General features: G+C 70.0%; 19 protein-coding genes, 1 pseudogene and 1 riboswitch. Of the genes and pseudogenes, 7 read left to right on the top strand and 13 right to left on the bottom strand.

Going from position 1 to position 17,706, the window contains the following annotated elements:
* A pseudogene (locus tag A5787_RS28065) lies at nucleotides 1-72 on the bottom strand (hypothetical protein); the annotation flags it as partial.
* On the opposite strand from A5787_RS28065, the gene A5787_RS07085 reads away from it, so the two are divergent.
* The gene (locus A5787_RS07085; protein WP_066963707.1) at nucleotides 46-1,287 is read left to right on the top strand and encodes a DUF349 domain-containing protein; all 1,242 of its coding nucleotides are present in this window, start codon (nucleotides 46-48) and stop codon (nucleotides 1,285-1,287) included. The pseudogene A5787_RS28065 and the gene A5787_RS07085 sit on opposite strands and share 27 nt — an antisense overlap.
* Here A5787_RS07085 and A5787_RS07080 read toward each other — a convergent pair.
* From A5787_RS07080 to recA, 4 genes are all read right to left on the bottom strand, one after another.
* Nucleotides 1,284-1,880, bottom strand: a complete 597-nt coding sequence (locus A5787_RS07080; RefSeq protein ID WP_066963704.1) for a hypothetical protein — start codon at nucleotides 1,878-1,880, stop codon at nucleotides 1,284-1,286. The two genes, A5787_RS07085 and A5787_RS07080, sit on opposite strands and share 4 nt — an antisense overlap.
* A complete protein-coding gene (miaB, locus tag A5787_RS07075) occupies nucleotides 1,877-3,379 on the bottom strand; it encodes a tRNA (N6-isopentenyl adenosine(37)-C2)-methylthiotransferase MiaB (protein ID WP_156763806.1) in 1,503 nt (500 codons plus the stop codon). The genes A5787_RS07080 and miaB overlap by 4 nt, the downstream gene beginning before the upstream one ends.
* 61 nt (nucleotides 3,380-3,440) lie before the next feature.
* A complete protein-coding gene (gene recX / locus A5787_RS07070; RefSeq protein ID WP_066963663.1) occupies nucleotides 3,441-3,953 on the bottom strand; it encodes a recombination regulator RecX in 513 nt (170 codons plus the stop codon).
* Nucleotides 3,925-4,974 (bottom strand): recombinase RecA, encoded by a 1,050-nt coding sequence (recA, locus tag A5787_RS07065; RefSeq protein WP_066963660.1) that lies wholly within the window; start codon nucleotides 4,972-4,974, stop codon nucleotides 3,925-3,927. The genes recX and recA overlap by 29 nt, the downstream gene beginning before the upstream one ends.
* A gap of 170 nt (nucleotides 4,975-5,144) precedes the next feature.
* A riboswitch (cobalamin riboswitch) is annotated at nucleotides 5,145-5,287 on the top strand.
* Nucleotides 5,288-5,325: 38 nt separating this feature from the next.
* Between recA and A5787_RS07060 the strand changes: the two genes are divergently transcribed.
* Complete coding sequence (locus A5787_RS07060) at nucleotides 5,326-6,003, top strand: (2Fe-2S)-binding protein (RefSeq protein WP_066963657.1); 678 nt, start codon at nucleotides 5,326-5,328, stop codon at nucleotides 6,001-6,003.
* Nucleotides 6,004-6,010: 7 nt separating this feature from the next.
* On the opposite strand, the gene A5787_RS07055 is transcribed toward A5787_RS07060, so the two are convergent.
* Together A5787_RS07055 and A5787_RS07050 are read right to left on the bottom strand one after the other, a co-directional pair.
* The gene (locus A5787_RS07055) at nucleotides 6,011-6,217 is read right to left on the bottom strand and encodes a DUF3046 domain-containing protein (RefSeq protein WP_066963654.1); all 207 of its coding nucleotides are present in this window, start codon (nucleotides 6,215-6,217) and stop codon (nucleotides 6,011-6,013) included.
* Nucleotides 6,218-6,228: 11 nt separating this feature from the next.
* Nucleotides 6,229-7,395, bottom strand: coding sequence for a glycosyltransferase (locus A5787_RS07050; RefSeq protein WP_066963651.1), 1,167 nt, complete (start codon nucleotides 7,393-7,395; stop codon nucleotides 6,229-6,231).
* A 52-nt stretch (nucleotides 7,396-7,447) separates the two neighbouring features.
* Here A5787_RS07050 and A5787_RS07045 point away from each other — a divergent pair, with 52 nt between their 5' ends.
* Nucleotides 7,448-7,879, top strand: a complete 432-nt coding sequence (locus A5787_RS07045; RefSeq protein WP_066963648.1) for a limonene-1,2-epoxide hydrolase — start codon at nucleotides 7,448-7,450, stop codon at nucleotides 7,877-7,879.
* Here A5787_RS07045 and A5787_RS07040 read toward each other — a convergent pair.
* From A5787_RS07040 to pgsA, 4 genes are all read right to left on the bottom strand, one after another.
* A complete protein-coding gene (locus tag A5787_RS07040; protein ID WP_066963645.1) occupies nucleotides 7,876-8,685 on the bottom strand; it encodes a hypothetical protein in 810 nt (269 codons plus the stop codon). The genes A5787_RS07045 and A5787_RS07040 overlap by 4 nt on opposite strands.
* Before the next feature lie 18 nt (nucleotides 8,686-8,703).
* Nucleotides 8,704-9,534: a phage shock protein PspA gene (gene pspA, locus A5787_RS07035; protein ID WP_066963642.1), complete on the bottom strand. Its 831-nt coding sequence runs from the start codon at nucleotides 9,532-9,534 to the stop codon at nucleotides 8,704-8,706.
* Between the two features lie 110 nt (nucleotides 9,535-9,644).
* Nucleotides 9,645-9,983 (bottom strand): transcriptional regulator ClgR, encoded by a 339-nt coding sequence (gene clgR / locus A5787_RS07030; protein ID WP_066963639.1) that lies wholly within the window; start codon nucleotides 9,981-9,983, stop codon nucleotides 9,645-9,647.
* A 102-nt stretch (nucleotides 9,984-10,085) separates the two neighbouring features.
* Entirely contained in the window at nucleotides 10,086-10,649 is a 564-nt protein-coding gene (pgsA, locus tag A5787_RS07025; RefSeq protein ID WP_066963636.1) for a CDP-diacylglycerol--glycerol-3-phosphate 3-phosphatidyltransferase, read from the bottom strand.
* 82 nt (nucleotides 10,650-10,731) lie between these two features.
* On the opposite strand from pgsA, the gene A5787_RS07020 reads away from it, so the two are divergent.
* On the top strand, nucleotides 10,732-11,247 hold the full coding sequence (locus A5787_RS07020) for an amino-acid N-acetyltransferase (protein WP_156763802.1): 516 nt from the start codon (nucleotides 10,732-10,734) through the stop codon (nucleotides 11,245-11,247).
* An 11-nt stretch (nucleotides 11,248-11,258) separates the two neighbouring features.
* Here A5787_RS07020 and A5787_RS07015 read toward each other — a convergent pair whose 3' ends face one another.
* Complete coding sequence (locus A5787_RS07015) at nucleotides 11,259-13,748, bottom strand: DNA translocase FtsK (RefSeq protein ID WP_156763801.1); 2,490 nt, start codon at nucleotides 13,746-13,748, stop codon at nucleotides 11,259-11,261.
* 157 nt (nucleotides 13,749-13,905) lie between these two features.
* Here A5787_RS07015 and A5787_RS07010 point away from each other — a divergent pair, with 157 nt between their 5' ends.
* The 3 genes from A5787_RS07010 to A5787_RS07000 are packed head-to-tail and all read left to right on the top strand — an operon-like array spanning nucleotide 13,906 to nucleotide 15,917.
* Complete coding sequence (locus A5787_RS07010; RefSeq protein ID WP_066963626.1) at nucleotides 13,906-14,220, top strand: putative quinol monooxygenase; 315 nt, start codon at nucleotides 13,906-13,908, stop codon at nucleotides 14,218-14,220.
* Nucleotides 14,217-15,041: a mycofactocin-coupled SDR family oxidoreductase gene (locus A5787_RS07005; RefSeq protein WP_156763805.1), complete on the top strand. Its 825-nt coding sequence runs from the start codon at nucleotides 14,217-14,219 to the stop codon at nucleotides 15,039-15,041. The genes A5787_RS07010 and A5787_RS07005 overlap by 4 nt, the downstream gene beginning before the upstream one ends.
* A gap of 3 nt (nucleotides 15,042-15,044) precedes the next feature.
* Nucleotides 15,045-15,917 (top strand): SAM-dependent methyltransferase, encoded by an 873-nt coding sequence (locus tag A5787_RS07000; protein WP_066963620.1) that lies wholly within the window; start codon nucleotides 15,045-15,047, stop codon nucleotides 15,915-15,917.
* A gap of 105 nt (nucleotides 15,918-16,022) precedes the next feature.
* On the opposite strand, the gene A5787_RS06995 is transcribed toward A5787_RS07000, so the two are convergent.
* The gene (locus A5787_RS06995; RefSeq protein ID WP_066963616.1) at nucleotides 16,023-17,699 is read right to left on the bottom strand and encodes a ribonuclease J; all 1,677 of its coding nucleotides are present in this window, start codon (nucleotides 17,697-17,699) and stop codon (nucleotides 16,023-16,025) included.
* Nucleotides 17,700-17,706 lie beyond the last annotated feature (7 nt).

Genomic DNA, 17,706 nt, shown 5'->3' with positions numbered 1-17,706 from the left:
CGAATCGGACAACTCTTCGGCGCGCTCGCAGAGCCGTTCCTTCGACTGCTTGACCCCCGAGCGCTCCCGGTCCCGACCAGCGACCCGCACCGGTTCGGACGTGTCGACGACGACGGCACGGTCTGGCTGATCAGCTCGGCCGGCGAGCGCATCATCGGCTCCTGGCAGGCCGGCGATCGCGAGGCCGCCTTCGCCCACTTCGGCCGCCGATTCGACGACCTGAGCACCGAGATCACCCTCATGGAGGAACGGCTGGCCTCCGGCACCGGGGACGCGCGCAAGATCCGGTCCAACGCCACCGCGCTGGCCGAAACGTTGCCGACCGCGACCGTGCTGGGCGACATCGATGCGCTCTCCGCCCGGTTGACCAGCCTCCTCGAACACGCCGACGCGACCATCGCCGAAGGCCGCTCCAAACGTGACGAGCACCGGGCCGCCCAGACCGCCCGCAAGGAGGCGCTGGCCGCCGAGGCCGAGGACCTCGGCGCCAACTCGACGCAATGGAAGGCCGCCGGTGACCGGCTGCGGGCGATCCTCGACGAGTGGAAGACGATCAGCGGCCTGGACCGAAAAGTCGACGACGCGTTGTGGAAGCGCTACTCGGCGGCGAGGGACGCCTTCAACCGGCGGCGGGGATCCCATTTCGCCGATCTGGACCGGGAGCGCTCGGGGGTCAAGCAGTCGAAGGAACGGCTCTGCGAGCGCGCCGAAGAGTTGTCCGATTCGACGGACTGGACCGCCACCAGCGCGGAATTCCGCAAGCTGCTCACCGAGTGGAAGGCGGCCGGACGGGCGACCCGTGATGTCGACGACGCGCTGTGGCGGCGCTTCAAGGCCGCGCAGGACTCGTTCTTCACGGCCCGCAACGCCGCCGCGGCGGAGAAGGATGCCGAGTTCCACGCCAATGCCACTGCCAAAGAGGCGCTGCTGGCCGAGGCGGAGAAGCTCGACACCAGCAACCTCGACGCGGCGCGGGCGGCGCTGCGGTCCATCGCCGACAAGTGGGACGCGATCGGCAAGGTCCCGCGGGAACGGTCCGCCGAGCTGGAGCGGCGCCTGCGCGCGGTCGAGAAACGGGTGCGCGACGCCGGCGAAGCGGACTGGTCGGACCCGCAGGCGCAGGCCCGGGCCGAGCAGTTCCGTACCCGCGCCGAGCAGTACGAGCAGCAGGCGCAGAAGGCCGCCGCCGCCGGGCGGAGCAAAGAGGCCGACGAGGCCAGGGCCAACGCCGAGCAGTGGCGGCAGTGGGCCGAAGCGGCCGCCGAGGCGCTGACCCGCAGGTCCTAGGCCTCGGGCTGCGGCGCGCTCGGATCCTCCGGATTACCGAGGCTGTCCAGCAGCGTCATCGACTGCTGCTGCGCGGCGATCCTGCGCCGCTGCTCCTCGGCCGCCAGGTGCACGGCGGTGCGGGCCCACACCACGCGGGCCCAGTGAAAGGTCAACAGCATCACGGTGATCCACGCGACGATCAGCCCCACGCCGGGCCCGGGGTGCCCGACGGCCACGGTCTGGCGCGACCACACCGCCAGCAGCCCGGCGCCGGACGCGATGGCCGAACCCGCCAGCGCGACCCAGGCCAGCGCCCAGCGCCGCGTCATCAGCGCCAGCAGGGAGCAGCCCACGGCGAACACCAGCGCCAGCCACGCGAACGCCCGCGACGGCAGGGCCACCGCGGCGGCGCCGGCGCCGTGGCTGGAAAACAGCACGTCCCATCCCCGCACGCCGCCGGTGTGCGGCAAGGCGAACGAACCGAGCAGCACGAAAACCAGGATCGCGACCACCAAAGCCCTTGGGCCGGGATCGATCTCGCGTGCCACCCGGCGCTCGGCGGCATCGATTTCGGTTCGTAGCGCGTCGATGTCGGCGTGTTCTTTTTTCATCGGGGGCACCCCAGCGGTTCGAGCGGTTCTAGTGGTTCGGTGCACGGCCCGACGGCGGGCATGCCGAGACCGATCGTGCGGGGGCGGCGGCCGGCGGCGTGCGCATCACCCGCCCGGGTGCGGCGGTGGCTGCGGATTCCCGCGTCGGCGATGAGGTGGTGCGGGGCGGCGTCGGTGACGACCGTGGTGACGACGTCGCCCGGGCGCACCCCTTCGTTCGAGGCGAAGTGCACCAGCCGGCCGTCGCGGGCCCGGCCGGTCATGCGGGCCGTGCGGGCGTCCTTGCGTCCTTCACCGGTGGCCACCAGCAGTTCGACGGCCTGCCCGATCAGCGCTTGATTGCCCTCCAGCGAGATCTGCTCCTGCACCTCGATCAGCCGCTCGTAGCGTTCCTGCACAACGGCTTTCGGCAGCTGCCCGTCGAATTCGGCGGCGGGGGTGCCGGGCCGCTTGGAGTACTGGAAGGTGAACGCCGCCGCGAACCGGGCCCGTCGCACGACGTCGAGCGTGGCGGCGAAGTCCTCTTCGGTTTCGCCGGGGAATCCGACGATCAGGTCCGTGGTGATCGCGGCGTGCGGCATGGCCGCCCGGACCCGCTCGATGATCCCCAGATACCGCTCGGCGCGGTACGACCGGCGCATCGCCCGCAGCACCCGGTCGGATCCCGACTGCAGCGGCATGTGCAGGGCCGGGCAGACGTTCGGCGTCTGCGCCATCGCCTCGATGACGTCGTCGGTGAACTCGGCCGGGTGCGGCGAGGTGAACCGCACGCGTTCGAGTCCGTCGATGCGCCCGCAGGCCCGCAGCAGCTCGGCGAAGGCGCCGGGATCGCGGGGCTGCGCCGGGTCGGCGAAGGACACCCCGTAGGCGTTGACGTTCTGGCCCAGCAGGGTGATCTCGAGCACGCCGTCGTCCACCAGCGACCGCACCTCGGCCAGGATGTCGGCCGGGCCGCGGTCGACCTCCTTGCCGCGCAACGACGGGACGATGCAGAACGTGCAGGTGTTGTTGCATCCCACCGAGATGGAAACCCAGGCGGCGTAGGCAGACTCGCGGGCGCTGGGCAGGGACGACGGGAACTGCTGCAGCGCCTCGGCGATCTCCACCTGCGCCACGTTGTTGTGCCGGGCCCGGTCCAGCAGCGCGGGCAGCGATCCGATGTTGTGCGTGCCGAAGACGACGTCCACCCACGGCGCCTTGCGCAGCAGCGCGTCCCGGTCCTTCTGGGCCAGGCAGCCGCCGACCGCGATCTGCATGTCGGGGTTGCCGCGCTTGCGCGGCGCCAGGTGGCTGAGGTTGCCGTACAGCTTGTTGTCGGCGTTCTCCCGGACGGCGCAGGTGTTGAAGACCACCACGTCGGCGTCGGCACCGGCGGCGGCCCGGCGGTAACCGGCCGCCTCCAGCAGCCCCGCCAACCGCTCGGAGTCGTGGACGTTCATCTGACAGCCGTAGGTGCGCACCTGGTAGGTACGCGCCCCCGAAACATCTCGGGCCGCCATCGAAGTCACGGGGCCATGGTACGGCGAGCATCCCACGGGCGGGAAACCGCACGTCACACGCCTAGACGCAGCGGCGCTCCCGTTCGGCGGCCAGCTCGCGCAGGACAACCTCGCACGCCAGGTTTTGGCTGTAGCCGCGCCGGGCCAGCATCGCCACCAGCCGGCGGCTCACTTTCGCTTCGTCGCTCAGCGTCTCGCGGCGCAGCTTAGCCCGCACCAGTTCCTCGGCCCGGCCCCGTTCGGCCGCCGCGTCGATCCCGGCCAGCGCGGCGCTGATCACCTCGTTGTCGACGCCCTTGGTGTGCAGCTCGGCGGCCAGGGCGCGCCTGCTTTTTCCCGCCTTCGCCCGGCGGGATGCCACCCACTGTTCGGCGAACTCGGCGTCGTCCACCAGCCCGACGCCGGCCAGCCGGTCGAGGACTCGAGCGCTGACGTCGTCGGGATATCCGCGTTTGGCCAGCTGGCCGAGCAGCTCGGCCCGGGTGCGCGATCTCGCGGTGAGCAGGCGCAGGCACAACGCCCGCGCCTGCTCTTCGCGGGAGGGCTCAGAAATCGACGGGAGCGGGGAGGACATCGCCGGAGGGGTCATCGGTCACCACCGCGCCGATGCCGAGCTTTTCCTTGATCTTCTTCTCGATCTCGTTGGCGATGTCGGCGTTGTCCACCAGGAAGTTGCGGACGTTCTCCTTGCCCTGACCGAGCTGTTCGCCCTCGTAGGTGAACCAGGAACCGGACTTGCGGATGAAGCCCTGGTCCACGCCCATGTCGATCAGCGAGCCTTCCCTGCTGATGCCCCGACCGTAGAGGATGTCGAACTCGGCCTGCTTGAACGGCGGTGCCACCTTGTTCTTGACGACCTTGACCCGGGTGCGGTTGCCGACCGCGTCGGTGCCGTCCTTGAGCGTCTCGATCCGGCGCACATCCAGGCGCACCGACGCGTAGAACTTCAATGCCTTTCCACCCGTGGTGGTTTCCGGACTGCCGAACATCACCCCGATCTTCTCGCGGAGCTGGTTGATGAAGATCGCCGTGGTGCCCGAGTTGTTGAGCGCGCCGGTCATTTTCCGCAACGCCTGACTCATCAGCCGGGCTTGCAGCCCGACGTGGCTGTCGCCCATCTCGCCTTCGAGTTCGGCGCGCGGCACCAGGGCCGCCACCGAGTCGATGACCAGGATGTCCAGGGCGCCGGAGCGGATCAGCATGTCGGCGATCTCCAGGGCCTGCTCCCCGGTGTCCGGCTGGCTGACCAGCAGCGAATCCGTGTCGACGCCGAGCTTCTTGGCGTAGTCCGGGTCCAGAGCGTGCTCGGCGTCGATGAACGCCGCGACGCCGCCGGCGGCCTGGGCGTTGGCCACCGCGTGCAGCGCGACGGTGGTCTTACCCGAGGACTCCGGGCCGTAGATCTCCACCACCCGGCCGCGGGGCAGGCCGCCGATGCCCAGGGCCACGTCCAGTGCGATGGATCCGGTCGGGATGACCGAGATCGGTTGACGCATCTCGTCGCCGAGACGCATCACCGAGCCTTTGCCGTAGCTCTTCTCGATCTGGGCCATCGCCAGTTCGAGAGCCTTCTCACGGTCGGGGGCTTGCGCCATGATGCCTCTTTCTATCGTCGGTGTGTTCTTCTGACCGGTATCGGTCGGTTGGCCGTGACACTAGAGAAGGCCACCGACAAGTCGGCTTCCGAAGAACGCTCACCACAGTAGCCGAACACCTGTTCGATTCAAGCTTGACACGCCGTGCGCGTGGCGTGTGGCAATATTTGCTACCGAAAAGCGCTGACGGGGCTTCAGGACATCCGAGAGCCTGAGGAAACCGGTGTGAATCCGGTGCGGTCCCGCCACTGTGACCGGGAAGGGCATGCCCCGACCCGAGAGCCAGATACTCACCGTCAGCGCTTCCTCACGAGAACTGGGGCGGATTTCCCCAGAGAGGGTTGGTTGCGCATGGACATCTCGGCTGAGCTGGCCGAAATATCTTCCTACAAAGGCTTTTTCGCGCTCACGGTGGGCGGCGAACCGGCGGGGTGGCATCCGGTCAAGCGGTCCTACGCGGACGGCTTCACCGATTTGATCGACACCACCGCACGGCGATACCACACGTCGGATCTGCGGATCGGTGCCTCGCTGGTGCACCTCGGCCACGCCACCCGGTTGTGGTCGCCCGTGCTCGCGTGCGCGCTGGGCCACGGCGTCGTTCCGGACCTCAAAGACCTGCAGCGCGCCGACGACGGGGCGCAGCTGCGGATCCCCGAACCCATCGGGCGGGCGGTCGATCCGCCGTCGGCGACGTCGCTGTACCGCCTCGTGGTCAAACAGCACATGAACCCGTTCGCCGCGGGCCTCCGGGTCAAGCTGGCACCCGGCCTGCTGGCCGGCAACATCGCGTCCGCGCTCGTCGGCGCGGCCCGGGCGCTGCTCGTCGCGCGCCCGGACCTGCGGCCGGCGATCGTCGCGATGACGGAGTCACTCCTGGACAGCGGCATGCTGGCCGGCTCCGGCGTGGTCACCGGCCCGCATCTCGCGTTCCGGCGCCACAGCTGCTGCCTGTTCTACCGCGTGCCGGGGCGGTCCGTGTGCGGCGATTGCGTGTTTCGGCGGGAGCGGCGGTCCCGCCGGCGTTGAGGCGAGCTCACCACTGGTCGCGCGGCACGTCGAAGTCGGCGCACAGCGCGCGCCAGACGTCGCGTGGCTCGACGCCATCGTCGATCGCCTCGGCGGCGGTGCGGCCGCCGAAGCTGGTCAGCGCGTGATCCACCAGCACCGACGGGCCGTAGGTGGCGCCAAAGCGCAAGACGACCCGTTCGTTGAACTCCGTCAGCCGCACGTCAGCCAACATACCCAGCCCGCTCAGCCGGCAAGCGCCAGCGCTTGGTGGCACACGTGCACCGGGTCGGCGACGTCGGCGATGCCGGCGGCGGCTCGCTGCGCGGCGCGCCGGTAGCCGGGCGACGACAGCACGTCGCCCACCGCGGCCACCAGGGCGTCGGCGGTGAGCGGCCGTATCAGCCGCCCACTTCCCTGGCGCACCACCCGATTGGCCATCTCCCATTGATCCCCGCCGCCGGGAACGACCACCAGCGGCACCCCGGACAGCAGCGTCTTGGCCACCATGCCGTGCCCGCCGCCGCAGATCACCAGGTCGGCGTGGGTCAACAGCTCCGACTGGCGCCCCAGCCCGACCACCGCCCAGGGCGGCACCGCCAGCTCGGCGCCGCCCAGCCGCGACACGACCAGCCGTGACCCGGCCGGCAGCGTATCGCCCGGCGTCAGGCTTTCCAGGGCGATCTCGGCCAACCCGGCGGTCCCGGTGAGCGCGGTCGACGGCGCGACCACCACCACCGGCCCGGGGCCCGGCGGGATGTCCAGCACCCGATCGGTCGGCTCGAAGTGCAAGGGCCCCACGACGACGGCCTCCTCCGGCCAGTCCGGGCGCGGCACCTCGAGGGCGGGCAGCGTGGCGATCAGGCGTCGCAGGGGCCCGGGATCGACGGCGGGCAGCCCGATCTCGAGCCGGGCGGCCGCGCGCTGCTTGATGCCGGCACGCCAGGACCGCGCCGTCAGCGCCCGCATCGCGGCGTCCCGCAGCAGGCCGCGGAAGCCCGTGCCGGGCGCCAGCCCGCTGCCGATCGGGGGCAACCCCTTCGACGGCAGGTACAGCGGATGGGGGTTGAGTTCGATCCACGGGATGCCCAACAGCTCGGCGGCCATGCCGCCGCCCGCCGTGATGACGTCCGAGACCACCAGGTCGGGTGCCAGGTCGCGGAGCGCCGGGACGTTGAGCACGGCCATCCGCGCCGCCCGCCGGTGGATCCGGGCCCCGGCGTCGACGTCCTCGTCCGTGGCGGTCAGCCCGTCCAACTCGACGGCGTCGATGCCGGCGGCGCGGGCGGCGCCGAGCCACTGCGGGCCCGTGAACAACATGGGCTCGTCGCCCGCCTCGCCGAACCGTTGACACAGCGCGATCGCGGGGAACGAATGCCCGGGATCGGGCCCGGCTACCACGGCGACGCGCATCGGCCCTACCCTGCCACACCGCCGAACCGCCGCACTCGCCTACGCTGGCACCATGACCGAGCTGACTGAGACAGGCGTTGCGAACACCCGCACGGTCGAGGGTTTCCTGAACGCTCTTCAAGATTCGGACCTGGACGCCGCCGGGGCGGCGCTGGACGACAACCTGGTTTACCAGAACGTCGGGCTGCCGACGATCCACGGCCGCGCCCGGGCGATCAAGCTGTTCCGCATGATGGAGGGCCGCGGGGCCTTCGAGGTGAAGATCCACCGCATCGCCGCCGACGGCGACGCGGTGCTCACCGAACGCACCGACGCGCTGATCGTCGGCCCGCTGCGGCTGCAGTTCTGGGTGTGCGGCGTGTTCGAGGTGCACGACGGGCGAATCACGTTGTGGCGGGACTACTTTGACTTCTTCGACATGCTCAAGGCGACGCTGCGTGGCGTGGCGGGGCTGGTAGTGCCGTCGCTGCGGGCCTCGTTCTAACGCCGGGGCAACCCGCCGAGTTCGTCGAACGCCTGCGCCCAGCCGAGCAGGCGATCGGTGGCCCCCACCAGCTCGGCGCGGTAGCGCTGCTGCACCGGAGAAGCCCCGTCGCCGTTCGCTGAGGACACCAGTTGCGCTGCGGCGGTGACCATTTCGTTGTACTGGCGCACACCGGCGCCCAGCTGCGCGGTGAACGCGTTGATGGTGGGCACCAGGTGCGCCCGCGACGACTCGGCGTACTGCGCCGCGCGCTCCATCGACACCACCTCGGCGGCGGTGGCCGCCATCGCCGCCGACGTCTTGCCGGCCGCGGTGCTCAGGTCACGGATTTCGTCCGCGGGCAGCATGGAGCCGCGCTCGATCACGCCCAACAGCGAGAAGAATCCGCGTTCGGAGGCGCCGAGCGCGTACATCGCGGGCCGGGCGGCCGAACCGGGCGGCGGCAGCCGACGGGCGCTCGTGGTCCGCTGCGCCGGCAGCGGCTCCGAGCGCAGCCAGCGGTAGCGAAGCAGCAACAGTGTCGCCGGAATCGCCAGCACCACCGCGATGGCGCCGGTGACCTGCAACAGCAACGTGAACCAGCCCCACGCCGCCAGCAGGCCCGTCACCGCGATCCAAAACACGCACCCGGCAGCGCAGATCAGGCCCCAGCGCAGCGCGCGGCGCTGGCGGCGCAGCAGCCGCGCCCGCGGGTCCGCGGCGGCGCTGATCTTTCGGGCCACCAGGGTGGAAACGTCGGCGGCGGTGTCCAACCCGCGCTGCACCAAGGCGCGCCACGGCCGGTGTTGGGTCGCTTTCACCGCCATCGCAGGCCCCCCGCGGAGTTACTGGCCAAAGGGCTTCTCGGCGACCTGCCCACCGGTGGTCTCGGCGGACGCGGGAGTCGCCGGGGCCGCGCCGGGAGCGGCGGCCGTCCCGCCCGCCGGCAGCGCCTCGCCGCGCATCGACGCGCGGATCTGCTCGAGCCGGGAATGGCCGGCCATCTGAACGCCGGCCTGCTCGACCTCGAGCATGCGGCCCTGCACGGAACCCTGGGCGAGTTCGGCCGAACCGATCGCGTTGGCGTAGCGCCGTTCGATCTTCTCGCGGACCTCGTCGAGGCTCGGGGTGGTGCCCGGGGCGGCGATTTCGCTCATCGACCGCAGCGAGGCGCTGACCTGTTCCTGCATCTTCGCCTGCTCGAGCTGGCTGAGCAGCTTGGTGCGCTCGGCGACCTTCTGCTGCAGCACCATCGAGTTCTGTTCGACGGCCTTCTTGGCCTGGGCCGCCGCGGACAGCGCCTGGTCATGCAGCGTCTTGAGGTCTTCGACGCTCTGCTCGGCGGTCACCAGCTGCGCCGCGAACGCCTCGGCGGCGTTGTTGTACTCGGTGGCCTTGGCGGCGTCCCCGGCGCCGGTCGCCTGGTCGGCGAGCGTCAGTGCCTGACGAACGTTGACCTGCAGCTTTTCGATGTCCGCCAGCTGCCGGTTGAGCCGCATCTCGAGTTGGCGCTGGTTGCCGATCACCTGCGCCGCCTGCTGGGTGAGCGCCTGGTGTTGGCGCTGCGCTTCCTCGATGGCCTGCTGGATCTGCACCTTCGGGTCGGCGTGCTCGTCAATCTTGGCGTTGAACAGCGCCATCAGGTATTTCCACGCTTTGACGAACGGATTGGCCATCAGTCAGGTCCACCTTCGCTTCTTGTATGCCGGACAAGCGCCCTGCCGCTCAATTTATCGGGTCGGGGCCGATCGCCCTACCCCTGGCGCTGGATCCGCCTGCGTGGCGTTCAGGCCACGGCCAGCGACGCCACCGGCGGGATGACGACCTTGGTGCTGGCGTCGATGGTGGGCCCGCCCGCCCCGGCGGTCGGCGCGCTGTAGGCCGCGCTCTCCTCGCTCGCCATCCGCTCCCCGGCGCCGGTCAGGACGGCCGACAGCGGCACCGCCAGCGCATCGCAGATCGCGTTGAGCAGCTCGCTGGAGGGCTCCTTGCGGCCGCGCTCCACCTCCGACAGGTACCCGAGGCTCACCCGCGCCGAATCCGAGACCTCGCGCAGCGTGCGGCCCTGTGACGTCCGGGCCCGGCGCAACACGTCGCCGATGACCTCGCGCATCAATGGCGCCATCCTGCTCTCCTTCGTCCAGTCAGCCCTGCTCAGCACGTAACAACCCCAAATTCAGCAGGCACTCATTACGGCCAACGCCGGCGGCGGTGGGTTGGTTCCCGGTCAGCCGGTCGGCTGGCGGACCGCCCTGACGGTGGACACCACGTAGTCCACGCCGGTCACCACCGTCAGCACGATCGCGATGCCCATGACGGTGGCCGCCACCACCCGGAACGGCCCCGACAGCGGCAGCACGAACAGGCCGATGGCCAGCGCCTGGACGACGGTTTTGAGCTTGCCGCCCCAACTCGCCGGGATGACGCCGCGGCGTATCACCGCCAACCGCAGCAGCGTGACGGCGACCTCGCGGGCCATGATCACCACCGTGACCCACCACGGCAGGTCTCCCAGCATCGACAGCCCGACCAGCGCCGACCCGATCAGGGCCTTGTCCGCGATCGGGTCGACGAACGCGCCGAATTCGGTCGCCATCCCGTAGTTGCGGGCCAGCAGGCCGTCGAACCGGTCGGTGATGCAGGCGACGGCGAAGATCACGAAAGCGACTATGCGGCCGGCGATTTGGTGCCCGTCGGCGGTGAACAGCGCGAGCAGGAAAATGGGGACCAACACCAGCCGCAGCAGGGTCAGGACGTTGGCGAGGTTGGCGATGCGGGCGCGGCCTGCCATCGGCGGTGTTTGCGGCTGCCCCGACACGGCATAAGAATAGCTGTTGACCAGCGTCCCTCTCGCGTTGCCGATACTGTTACCCGTGACCCAAAGCTCACGGGGCCCCCGGCCGCTGGTCCGGCGCGCGCGAACATCCGATGTCCCCGCGATCAAACACCTCGTCGACACGTACTCCGGACGCATCCTGCTGGAGAAGAACCTCGTCACCCTGTACGAGGCCGTCCAGGAGTTCTGGGTGGCCGAGCATGAGGGCAGGGTGGTCGGGTGCGGCGCGCTGCACGTGCTGTGGTCGGACCTCGGCGAGGTCCGCACCGTCGCGGTCGACCCGGCGATGACCGGCCACGGCATCGGCCACGCGATCGTCGACCGACTGCTCGAGGTCGCCCGCGAGCTGCAGCTGCAGCGGCTGTTCGTGCTGACCTTCGAGACCGAGTTCTTCGGCAGGCACGGGTTCACCGAGATCGAGGGCACGCCGGTCACCGCCGAGGTGTTTGAGGAGATGTGCCGCTCCTACGACATCGGTGTCGCCGAGTTCCTGGACCTGAGCTACGTCAAGCCCAACATCCTGGGCAACTCCCGGATGCTGCTGGTGCTTTAGAAGTCGCGTGCTTACTCGTCTGGGAAGTCGGAACCGTCGGCGTTGGCGCCACCCCGGATCAGGGCCAGCGTCGCGGCCAGCTCGTCGGGCTTGACCAGCACGTCACGCGCCTTGGATCCCTCGGACGGCCCGACGATGCCGCGGGTCTCCATCAGGTCCATCAGCCGGCCGGCCTTGGCGAAGCCGACGCGCAGCTTGCGCTGCAGCATCGAGGTCGAGCCGAACTGGCTGGACACCACCAGCTCGACGGCCTGCAGGAACACGTCCATGTCGTCGCCGATGTCGGGGTCGACGTCGGTGCGTTCGCTGGTGGTCTTGGCGGCGGTGACACCCTCGGTGTATTCGGGTTCGGCCTGGTCCTTGCAGGCGCTGACGACGGCGTGGATCTCCTCGTCGGTGATATAGGCGCCCTGCAGCCGGACGGTCTTGCTGGCGCCCATCGGCAGGAACAGGGCGTCGCCCATCCCGATCAGCTTCTCCGCGCCGGCCTGGTCCAGGATGACGCGGCTGTCGGTCAGCGACGACGTGGCGAACGCCAGCCGCGACGGAACGTTGGTCTTGATCAGGCCGGTGACCACGTCCACCGACGGGCGCTGGGTGGCCAGCACCAGGTGGATGCCCGCGGCGCGGGCCTTCTGCGTGATCCGCACGATCGCGTCCTCGACGTCGCGCGGCGCGGTCATCATCAGGTCGGCCAGCTCGTCGACGATCGCCACCACGTACGGGTAGGGCCGGTACTCGCGCTGGCTGCCCAGCGGCGCCGTGATGGCACCGGATCGCACCTTCGCGTTGAAGTCGTCGATGTGGCGCACCCGCGACGCCTGCATGTCCTGGTAGCGCTGCTCCATCTCCTCGACCAGCCACGCCAGCGCGGCGGCCGCCTTCTTCGGCTGGGTGATGATCGGCGTGATCAGGTGCGGAATGCCTTCGTACGGCGTCAGTTCCACCATCTTCGGGTCGATCAGGATCATCCTGACCTCCTCCGGGGTGGCCCGCGCCAGCAGCGAGACCAGCATGGAGTTGACGAAGCTCGACTTCCCCGATCCGGTGGAGCCGGCGACCAGCAGGTGCGGCATCTTGGCCAGGTTGGCCGAGATGAAGTCCCCCTCGATGTCCTTGCCCAGCCCGATCACCAGCGGATGGTGGTCGCGGCGGGTCGAGGGCGCGGTGAGCACGTCGGCCAGCCGCACCATTTCCCGGTCGGTGTTGGGCACCTCGATGCCCACGGCGGACTTGCCGGGGATGGGGGCCAGCATGCGGACGCTCTCGGTGGCCACCGCGTAGGCGATGTTCTTCTGCAGGGCGGTGATCTTCTCCACCTTGACGCCGGGCCCCAGCTCGACCTCGTAGCGGGTCACCGTGGGCCCACGGGTGCAGCCGGTGACGGCGGCGTCCACCTTGAACTGGTTGAGCACCTCCGTGATGGCGTCGGCCATGACGTTGTTGGCGGCGCTGCGCTTCTTCGGCGGGTCGCCGGCCACCAGCAGGCTCAGCGACGGCAGCGTGTAGGGACCCTCGACGACGCGGTCCACGATCCGGGTGTCCTGCTTCTTGGCGCGACGGCGGCTCCGCCCGGGTTCCGGGATGGTCGGCGTGTCGTCGGCGATCGGTTCGGCGACGCCGGCCTGGGCCGGGCCGGCCGTCGGCCACGCCTGCGGCTCCGGTTCCGGCGACTCGTCGTAGTAGCCGTCGGAGAGGTCGTCGCGCGGCCGGTCGTCGTCGTCGAACTCGTCGGCGTAGTCGTGGGCGACGTCGTCGTCGCCGATCAGCCGGCCGCCGAACAGGCCGCGGACCACATCGGGCACCTCGCGGATCGTGGTCCCGGTCAGCAACAGCAGGCCGAACATGAAGCCGATGAACAACAGCGGCGCGGCGATCCAGGGCGTCAACCCGTCCGACAGCGGCCCGCCGATGGCGAAGCCGATGAATCCCGCTGCGCGACGGCGCAACTCGGGGTCCTCCGGCGAACCCGACCACAGGTGCCTCAGGCCCAGCGCCGACAGCGCGATCAGGGTCCCGCCCAGGATCAGTCGCGGCCGCGCGTCGGGGTTGGGCTGGGTCCGCATCAGCGTCACCGCCACCGCCGCGGCGACGACGGGCAGCGCCAGGACGCCCGAACCGATGAAGGTCCGCAGCAGCGTGTCCACCCACGCGCCGATCGGCCGGGCGGCGTCGAACCACGAGCTGGCGGCGACCACCACCGAGAGGCCGAGCAGAACCAGCGCGATCCCGTCGCGGCGGTGCCCCGGATCGATGTCGTGGGCCCGCCCGATCGAGCGGGCCGCCCCCCCGGCGCCCCGCGCCGCCACCAGCCAGGTGGCGCGCATGGCCCGGCCGCAGGTCAGCCCGGTGGCGACCAGCAGCGAGGAGTTGCGGCGTTTGGCGGGCTTGCTCGCCTTCCTGCGGGGCGCGGGGCGCGGCTTTCGGGCCCCGCCGGCCCGCGATGTGGCCTTTGACCTGCTCGTTCGGGTGCCGGAGCGGGCGGCGGTCTTACTGGGCATGAGGGCAAGAGTAGTCGCAAATACCTCATCTACACCACCCGCCACACTGGTAACGACCGCCCGGTGCGGGATGCGCCGGGCCGGCCGTGAGTAGGGTGACGAATGGTGATGGCAGTCACGCCGACACCCACCCCTCAAACGCCCAGGAGGCACCAGCATGCCCGTCGTCGTCGTCGCCACCATGACCGTCAAACCCGAATCGGTGGACACCGTCCGCGACATCCTGACCAACGCGGTTTCCGAAGTGCACGAGGAGCCCGGCTGCCAGCTGTACTCGCTGCACCACAGCGGTGAGACGTTCGTGTTCGTCGAGCAGTGGGCCGACGAGGAGGCGCTCAAGGTGCACAGCACCGCGCCGGCGATCGGCAAGCTGTTCGCCGCGGCGGGCGAGCACCTGGCCGGGGCGCCGGACATCAAGATGCTGCAGCCGATCCCCGCCGGCGACCCGGCCAAGGGCCAACTGCGCGCCTGATGACCAGCCCACTCGAAGGAAAAGTCGCGCTCGTCACCGGCGCCGCGCGCGGCCAGGGCCGGGCGCACGCGGTGCGGCTGGCCGCGGACGGCGCGAACGTGATCGCGGTCGACCTGTGCGAGCAGATCGCCAGCGTCCCCTATCCCCTGGCCACGCCGGACGACCTGGCGGCCACCGTCAAGCTCGTGGAGGACACCGGCGCGCGCATCGTGGCCGGGCAGGGCGACGTGCGCGACCGGGCATCGCTGTCCACCGCGCTGCAGGCGGGCCTGGACGAGTTCGGCCGGCTCGACATCGTGGTGGCCAATGCCGGGATCGCCCCCATGCAGTCCGGCGACGACGGCTGGCGCGACGTGATCGACGTCAACCTCACCGGCGTCTACAACACCATCAAGGTCGCGATCCCGACCATGACCAAGCAGGGCACCGGCGGATCGATCGTGCTGATCAGTTCGGCCGCCGGGCTGTCCGGCATCGCCAGCATCGACGCCGGCTCGGTCGGTTACGCGGCCGCCAAGCACGGCGTGGTCGGGTTGATGCGCGTATACGCCAATCTGCTTGCGCCACAAAATATTCGGGTCAACTCGATACACCCGTCCGGTGTGGACACCCCGATGATCAACAACGAGTTCACCCGGCAGTGGCTGGCCGATTTGATCGCGCAGTCCGATGTGCCTCCGGACATGGGCAACGCGCTGCCGGTGCAGGTGATGCAGCCCGAAGACATCGCCAACGCGGTGGCGTGGCTGGTGTCCGACCAGGCCCGCTACCTCACCGGTGTCGCTCTACCGGTCGATGCGGGCTTCTTGAACAAGAAGTAGGCCATGGCGCGAAATCCCGCGGCGCAGACCGCCTTCGGACCGATGGTGTTGGCCGCGGTCGAGCGCAACGAGGCGCCCGGGCGGCGCCTGGTGGACGACGACCTCGCGGAGCTGTTCCTGCCGCGCCCGCTGCGCTGGCTGGTCGCCGCGACGCGCTGGGCGCCGGCTCGCCGCCTGATGGTCCGCGGATCGGAGTTCACCGGGCCCGGGCTGTGGGCCAATCTCGCCTGCCGCAAGCGGTTCATCGCCGACAGGCTCGAGGAGGCGCTGCCCGGCGTGGAGGCGGTCGTCATCCTGGGCGCCGGATTCGATACCCGCCCCTACCTGTTGACGCGCCGCGTACGCCTCCCGGTCTTCGAGGTGGACCTGCCGGTCAACATCGCCCGCAAGGCGAGGACCGTGCGGCGGGTGCTGGGGGGATTGCCGATGTCGGTCCGCTTGGTGCCGTTGGACTTCGAGCGCGACGACCTGCTCACGGCGCTGGCCGAGCACGGGTACCGCACCGATTACCGGGCCTTTTTCATCTGCGAAGGCGTGACCCAATACCTCACCGAAGACGGTGTCCGGCGCACCCTCGAGGGGTTGCGCGCGGCCGCCCCGGGCAGCCGGCTGGTGTTCACCTACGTCCGCCGGGACTTCATCGACGGGACGAATCTCTACGGCACCCGCACGCTGTACCGCAATGTCCGCCGGCGCCACCAACTGTGGCATTTCGGCCTGCAACCCGAGGAGGTCGCGGAGTTCATCGCCGAGTACGGCTGGCGCCTCGTGGAGCAGGCCGGCCCCGACGAACTCGTCCAGCGCTACGTGGCGCCCACCGGCCGCAAACTCGCGGCCTCCCAACTGGAATGGTCGGCCTTCGCAGAAAAAACCTAGCCGAGAAGGTCTAGGGCGCGCGACCACCGCGACACATAAGCGTTTGCGACGACACGCCGAGAAGCAGCGCAGTAGTTGATGTTTCGCGATGTCTCGCGACGCGTGTCAGACCTCGATGACCGTCGGCACGATCATCGGCTGGCGGCGGTAGGTCTCGCCGACCCACTTGCCGACGGTGCGGCGCACCCCCTGCGCGATGCGGATGGGATCGGTCACGTCGTCGGCGACCAGCGCCTCGAGCTCGGCCTCGACCTTGCGCACCGCGGGCTCCAGCGCCTTGGGGTCCTCGGAGAACCCGCGCGAAAACAGTTGTGGCACAGCGGCGGGACGGCCGGTGCCGCGCTTGACCACCACGGTCACCGCGACGAAACCCGACGACAGGATGAGCCGCTCACCCAGGGTGATGTCGCCGACGTCGCCGGTGATCAGCCCGTCGACGAACATCTTGCCGACCGGCACCGCCCCCGCGATCGAGGCCGCGCCGGCGACGAGGTCGACGCTGACGCCGTTCTCGGCCAACAGGATTGATTCCTCGGGCACCCCGGCGCGCGCCGCCAGCTTGGCGTTGGCGCGCAGCATGCGCCAGGTGCCGTGGACCGGCATCACGTTGCGCGGCCGCACGCCGTTGTAGAGGAACAGCAGCTCGCCGGCGTAGGCGTGACCGGAAACATGCACGCGCACTTGCTGGTTGGTGACGACGCGGGCCCCGATCTTGGCCAGCGAGTCGATCACCCCGTACACCGCCTCCTCGTTGCCGGGAATCAGCGACGACGACAGGATCACCAGGTCCTCATTGGTGAGCGTGATGCTGCGGTGCTCGCCGCGCGACATCCGCGACAGCGCCGACATCGGCTCGCCCTGGGTGCCGGTGGTGATCAGCACCACCCGCTCGGGCGCCATCATCTCGGCGGCGGAGATGTCGATGAGGTCGGAATCGTCCACCCGCAGGAAGCCCAGCTCCCGCGCGATGCCCATGTTGCGCACCATGGATCGACCGACGAACGACACCCGCCGGCCCAATGCCACTGCCGCATCGATGATCTGCTGCACCCGGTCCACGTTGGAGGCGAAACACGCCACGATGACGCGGCCGTCGGCCCCCCGGATCAGCCGGTGCAACGTCGGGCCGACCTCGCTTTCCGACGGGCCGACGCCGGGGATCTCGGAATTGGTCGAGTCGCACAGGAGCAGGTCCACGCCCGCGTCGCCCAGCCGGGACATGCCGGGCAGGTCGGTGGGCCGGCCGTCCGGCGGCAGCTGGTCGAGCTTGATGTCGCCGGTGTGCAGGACGGTTCCGGCGCCGGTGTGGACCGCGATGGCCAGCGCGTCGGGGATGGAATGGTTGACGGCGAAGTACTGGCACTCGAATACGCCGTGCGTGCTGCGCTGCCCCTCGGCGACCTGCACGAAGACCGGCTTGATGCGGTGCTCGCGGCATTTGGCCGCGACCAGCGCCAGGGTGAACTTCGAGCCGACGACCGGGATGTCGGGGCGCAGCCGCAACAGGAACGGGATCGCCCCGATGTGGTCCTCGTGCGCGTGCGTGAGCACCAGCGCCTCGACGTCCTCGAGGCGGTCCTCGATGTGGCGCAGGTCCGGCAGGATCAGGTCGACTCCGGGCTCGTCGTGGGTGGGGAACATCACCCCGCAGTCGATGATCAGCAGGCGGCCCAGATGCTCGAAAACCGTCATGTTGCGGCCGATTTCGTTGATGCCACCCAGCGCGGTGACGCGCAAACCACCCGGAGTCAGGGGACCCGGTGGGGCGAGGTCTACGTCCACTTCGCGA

The organism is Mycobacterium sp. 852002-50816_SCH5313054-b, assembly GCF_001667185.1.
Taxonomy (GTDB): Bacteria; Actinomycetota; Actinomycetes; order Mycobacteriales; family Mycobacteriaceae; genus Mycobacterium.
Note: the sequence above shows the minus strand (reverse complement) of the source record. Positions and strands in the feature narration are given on the sequence as shown.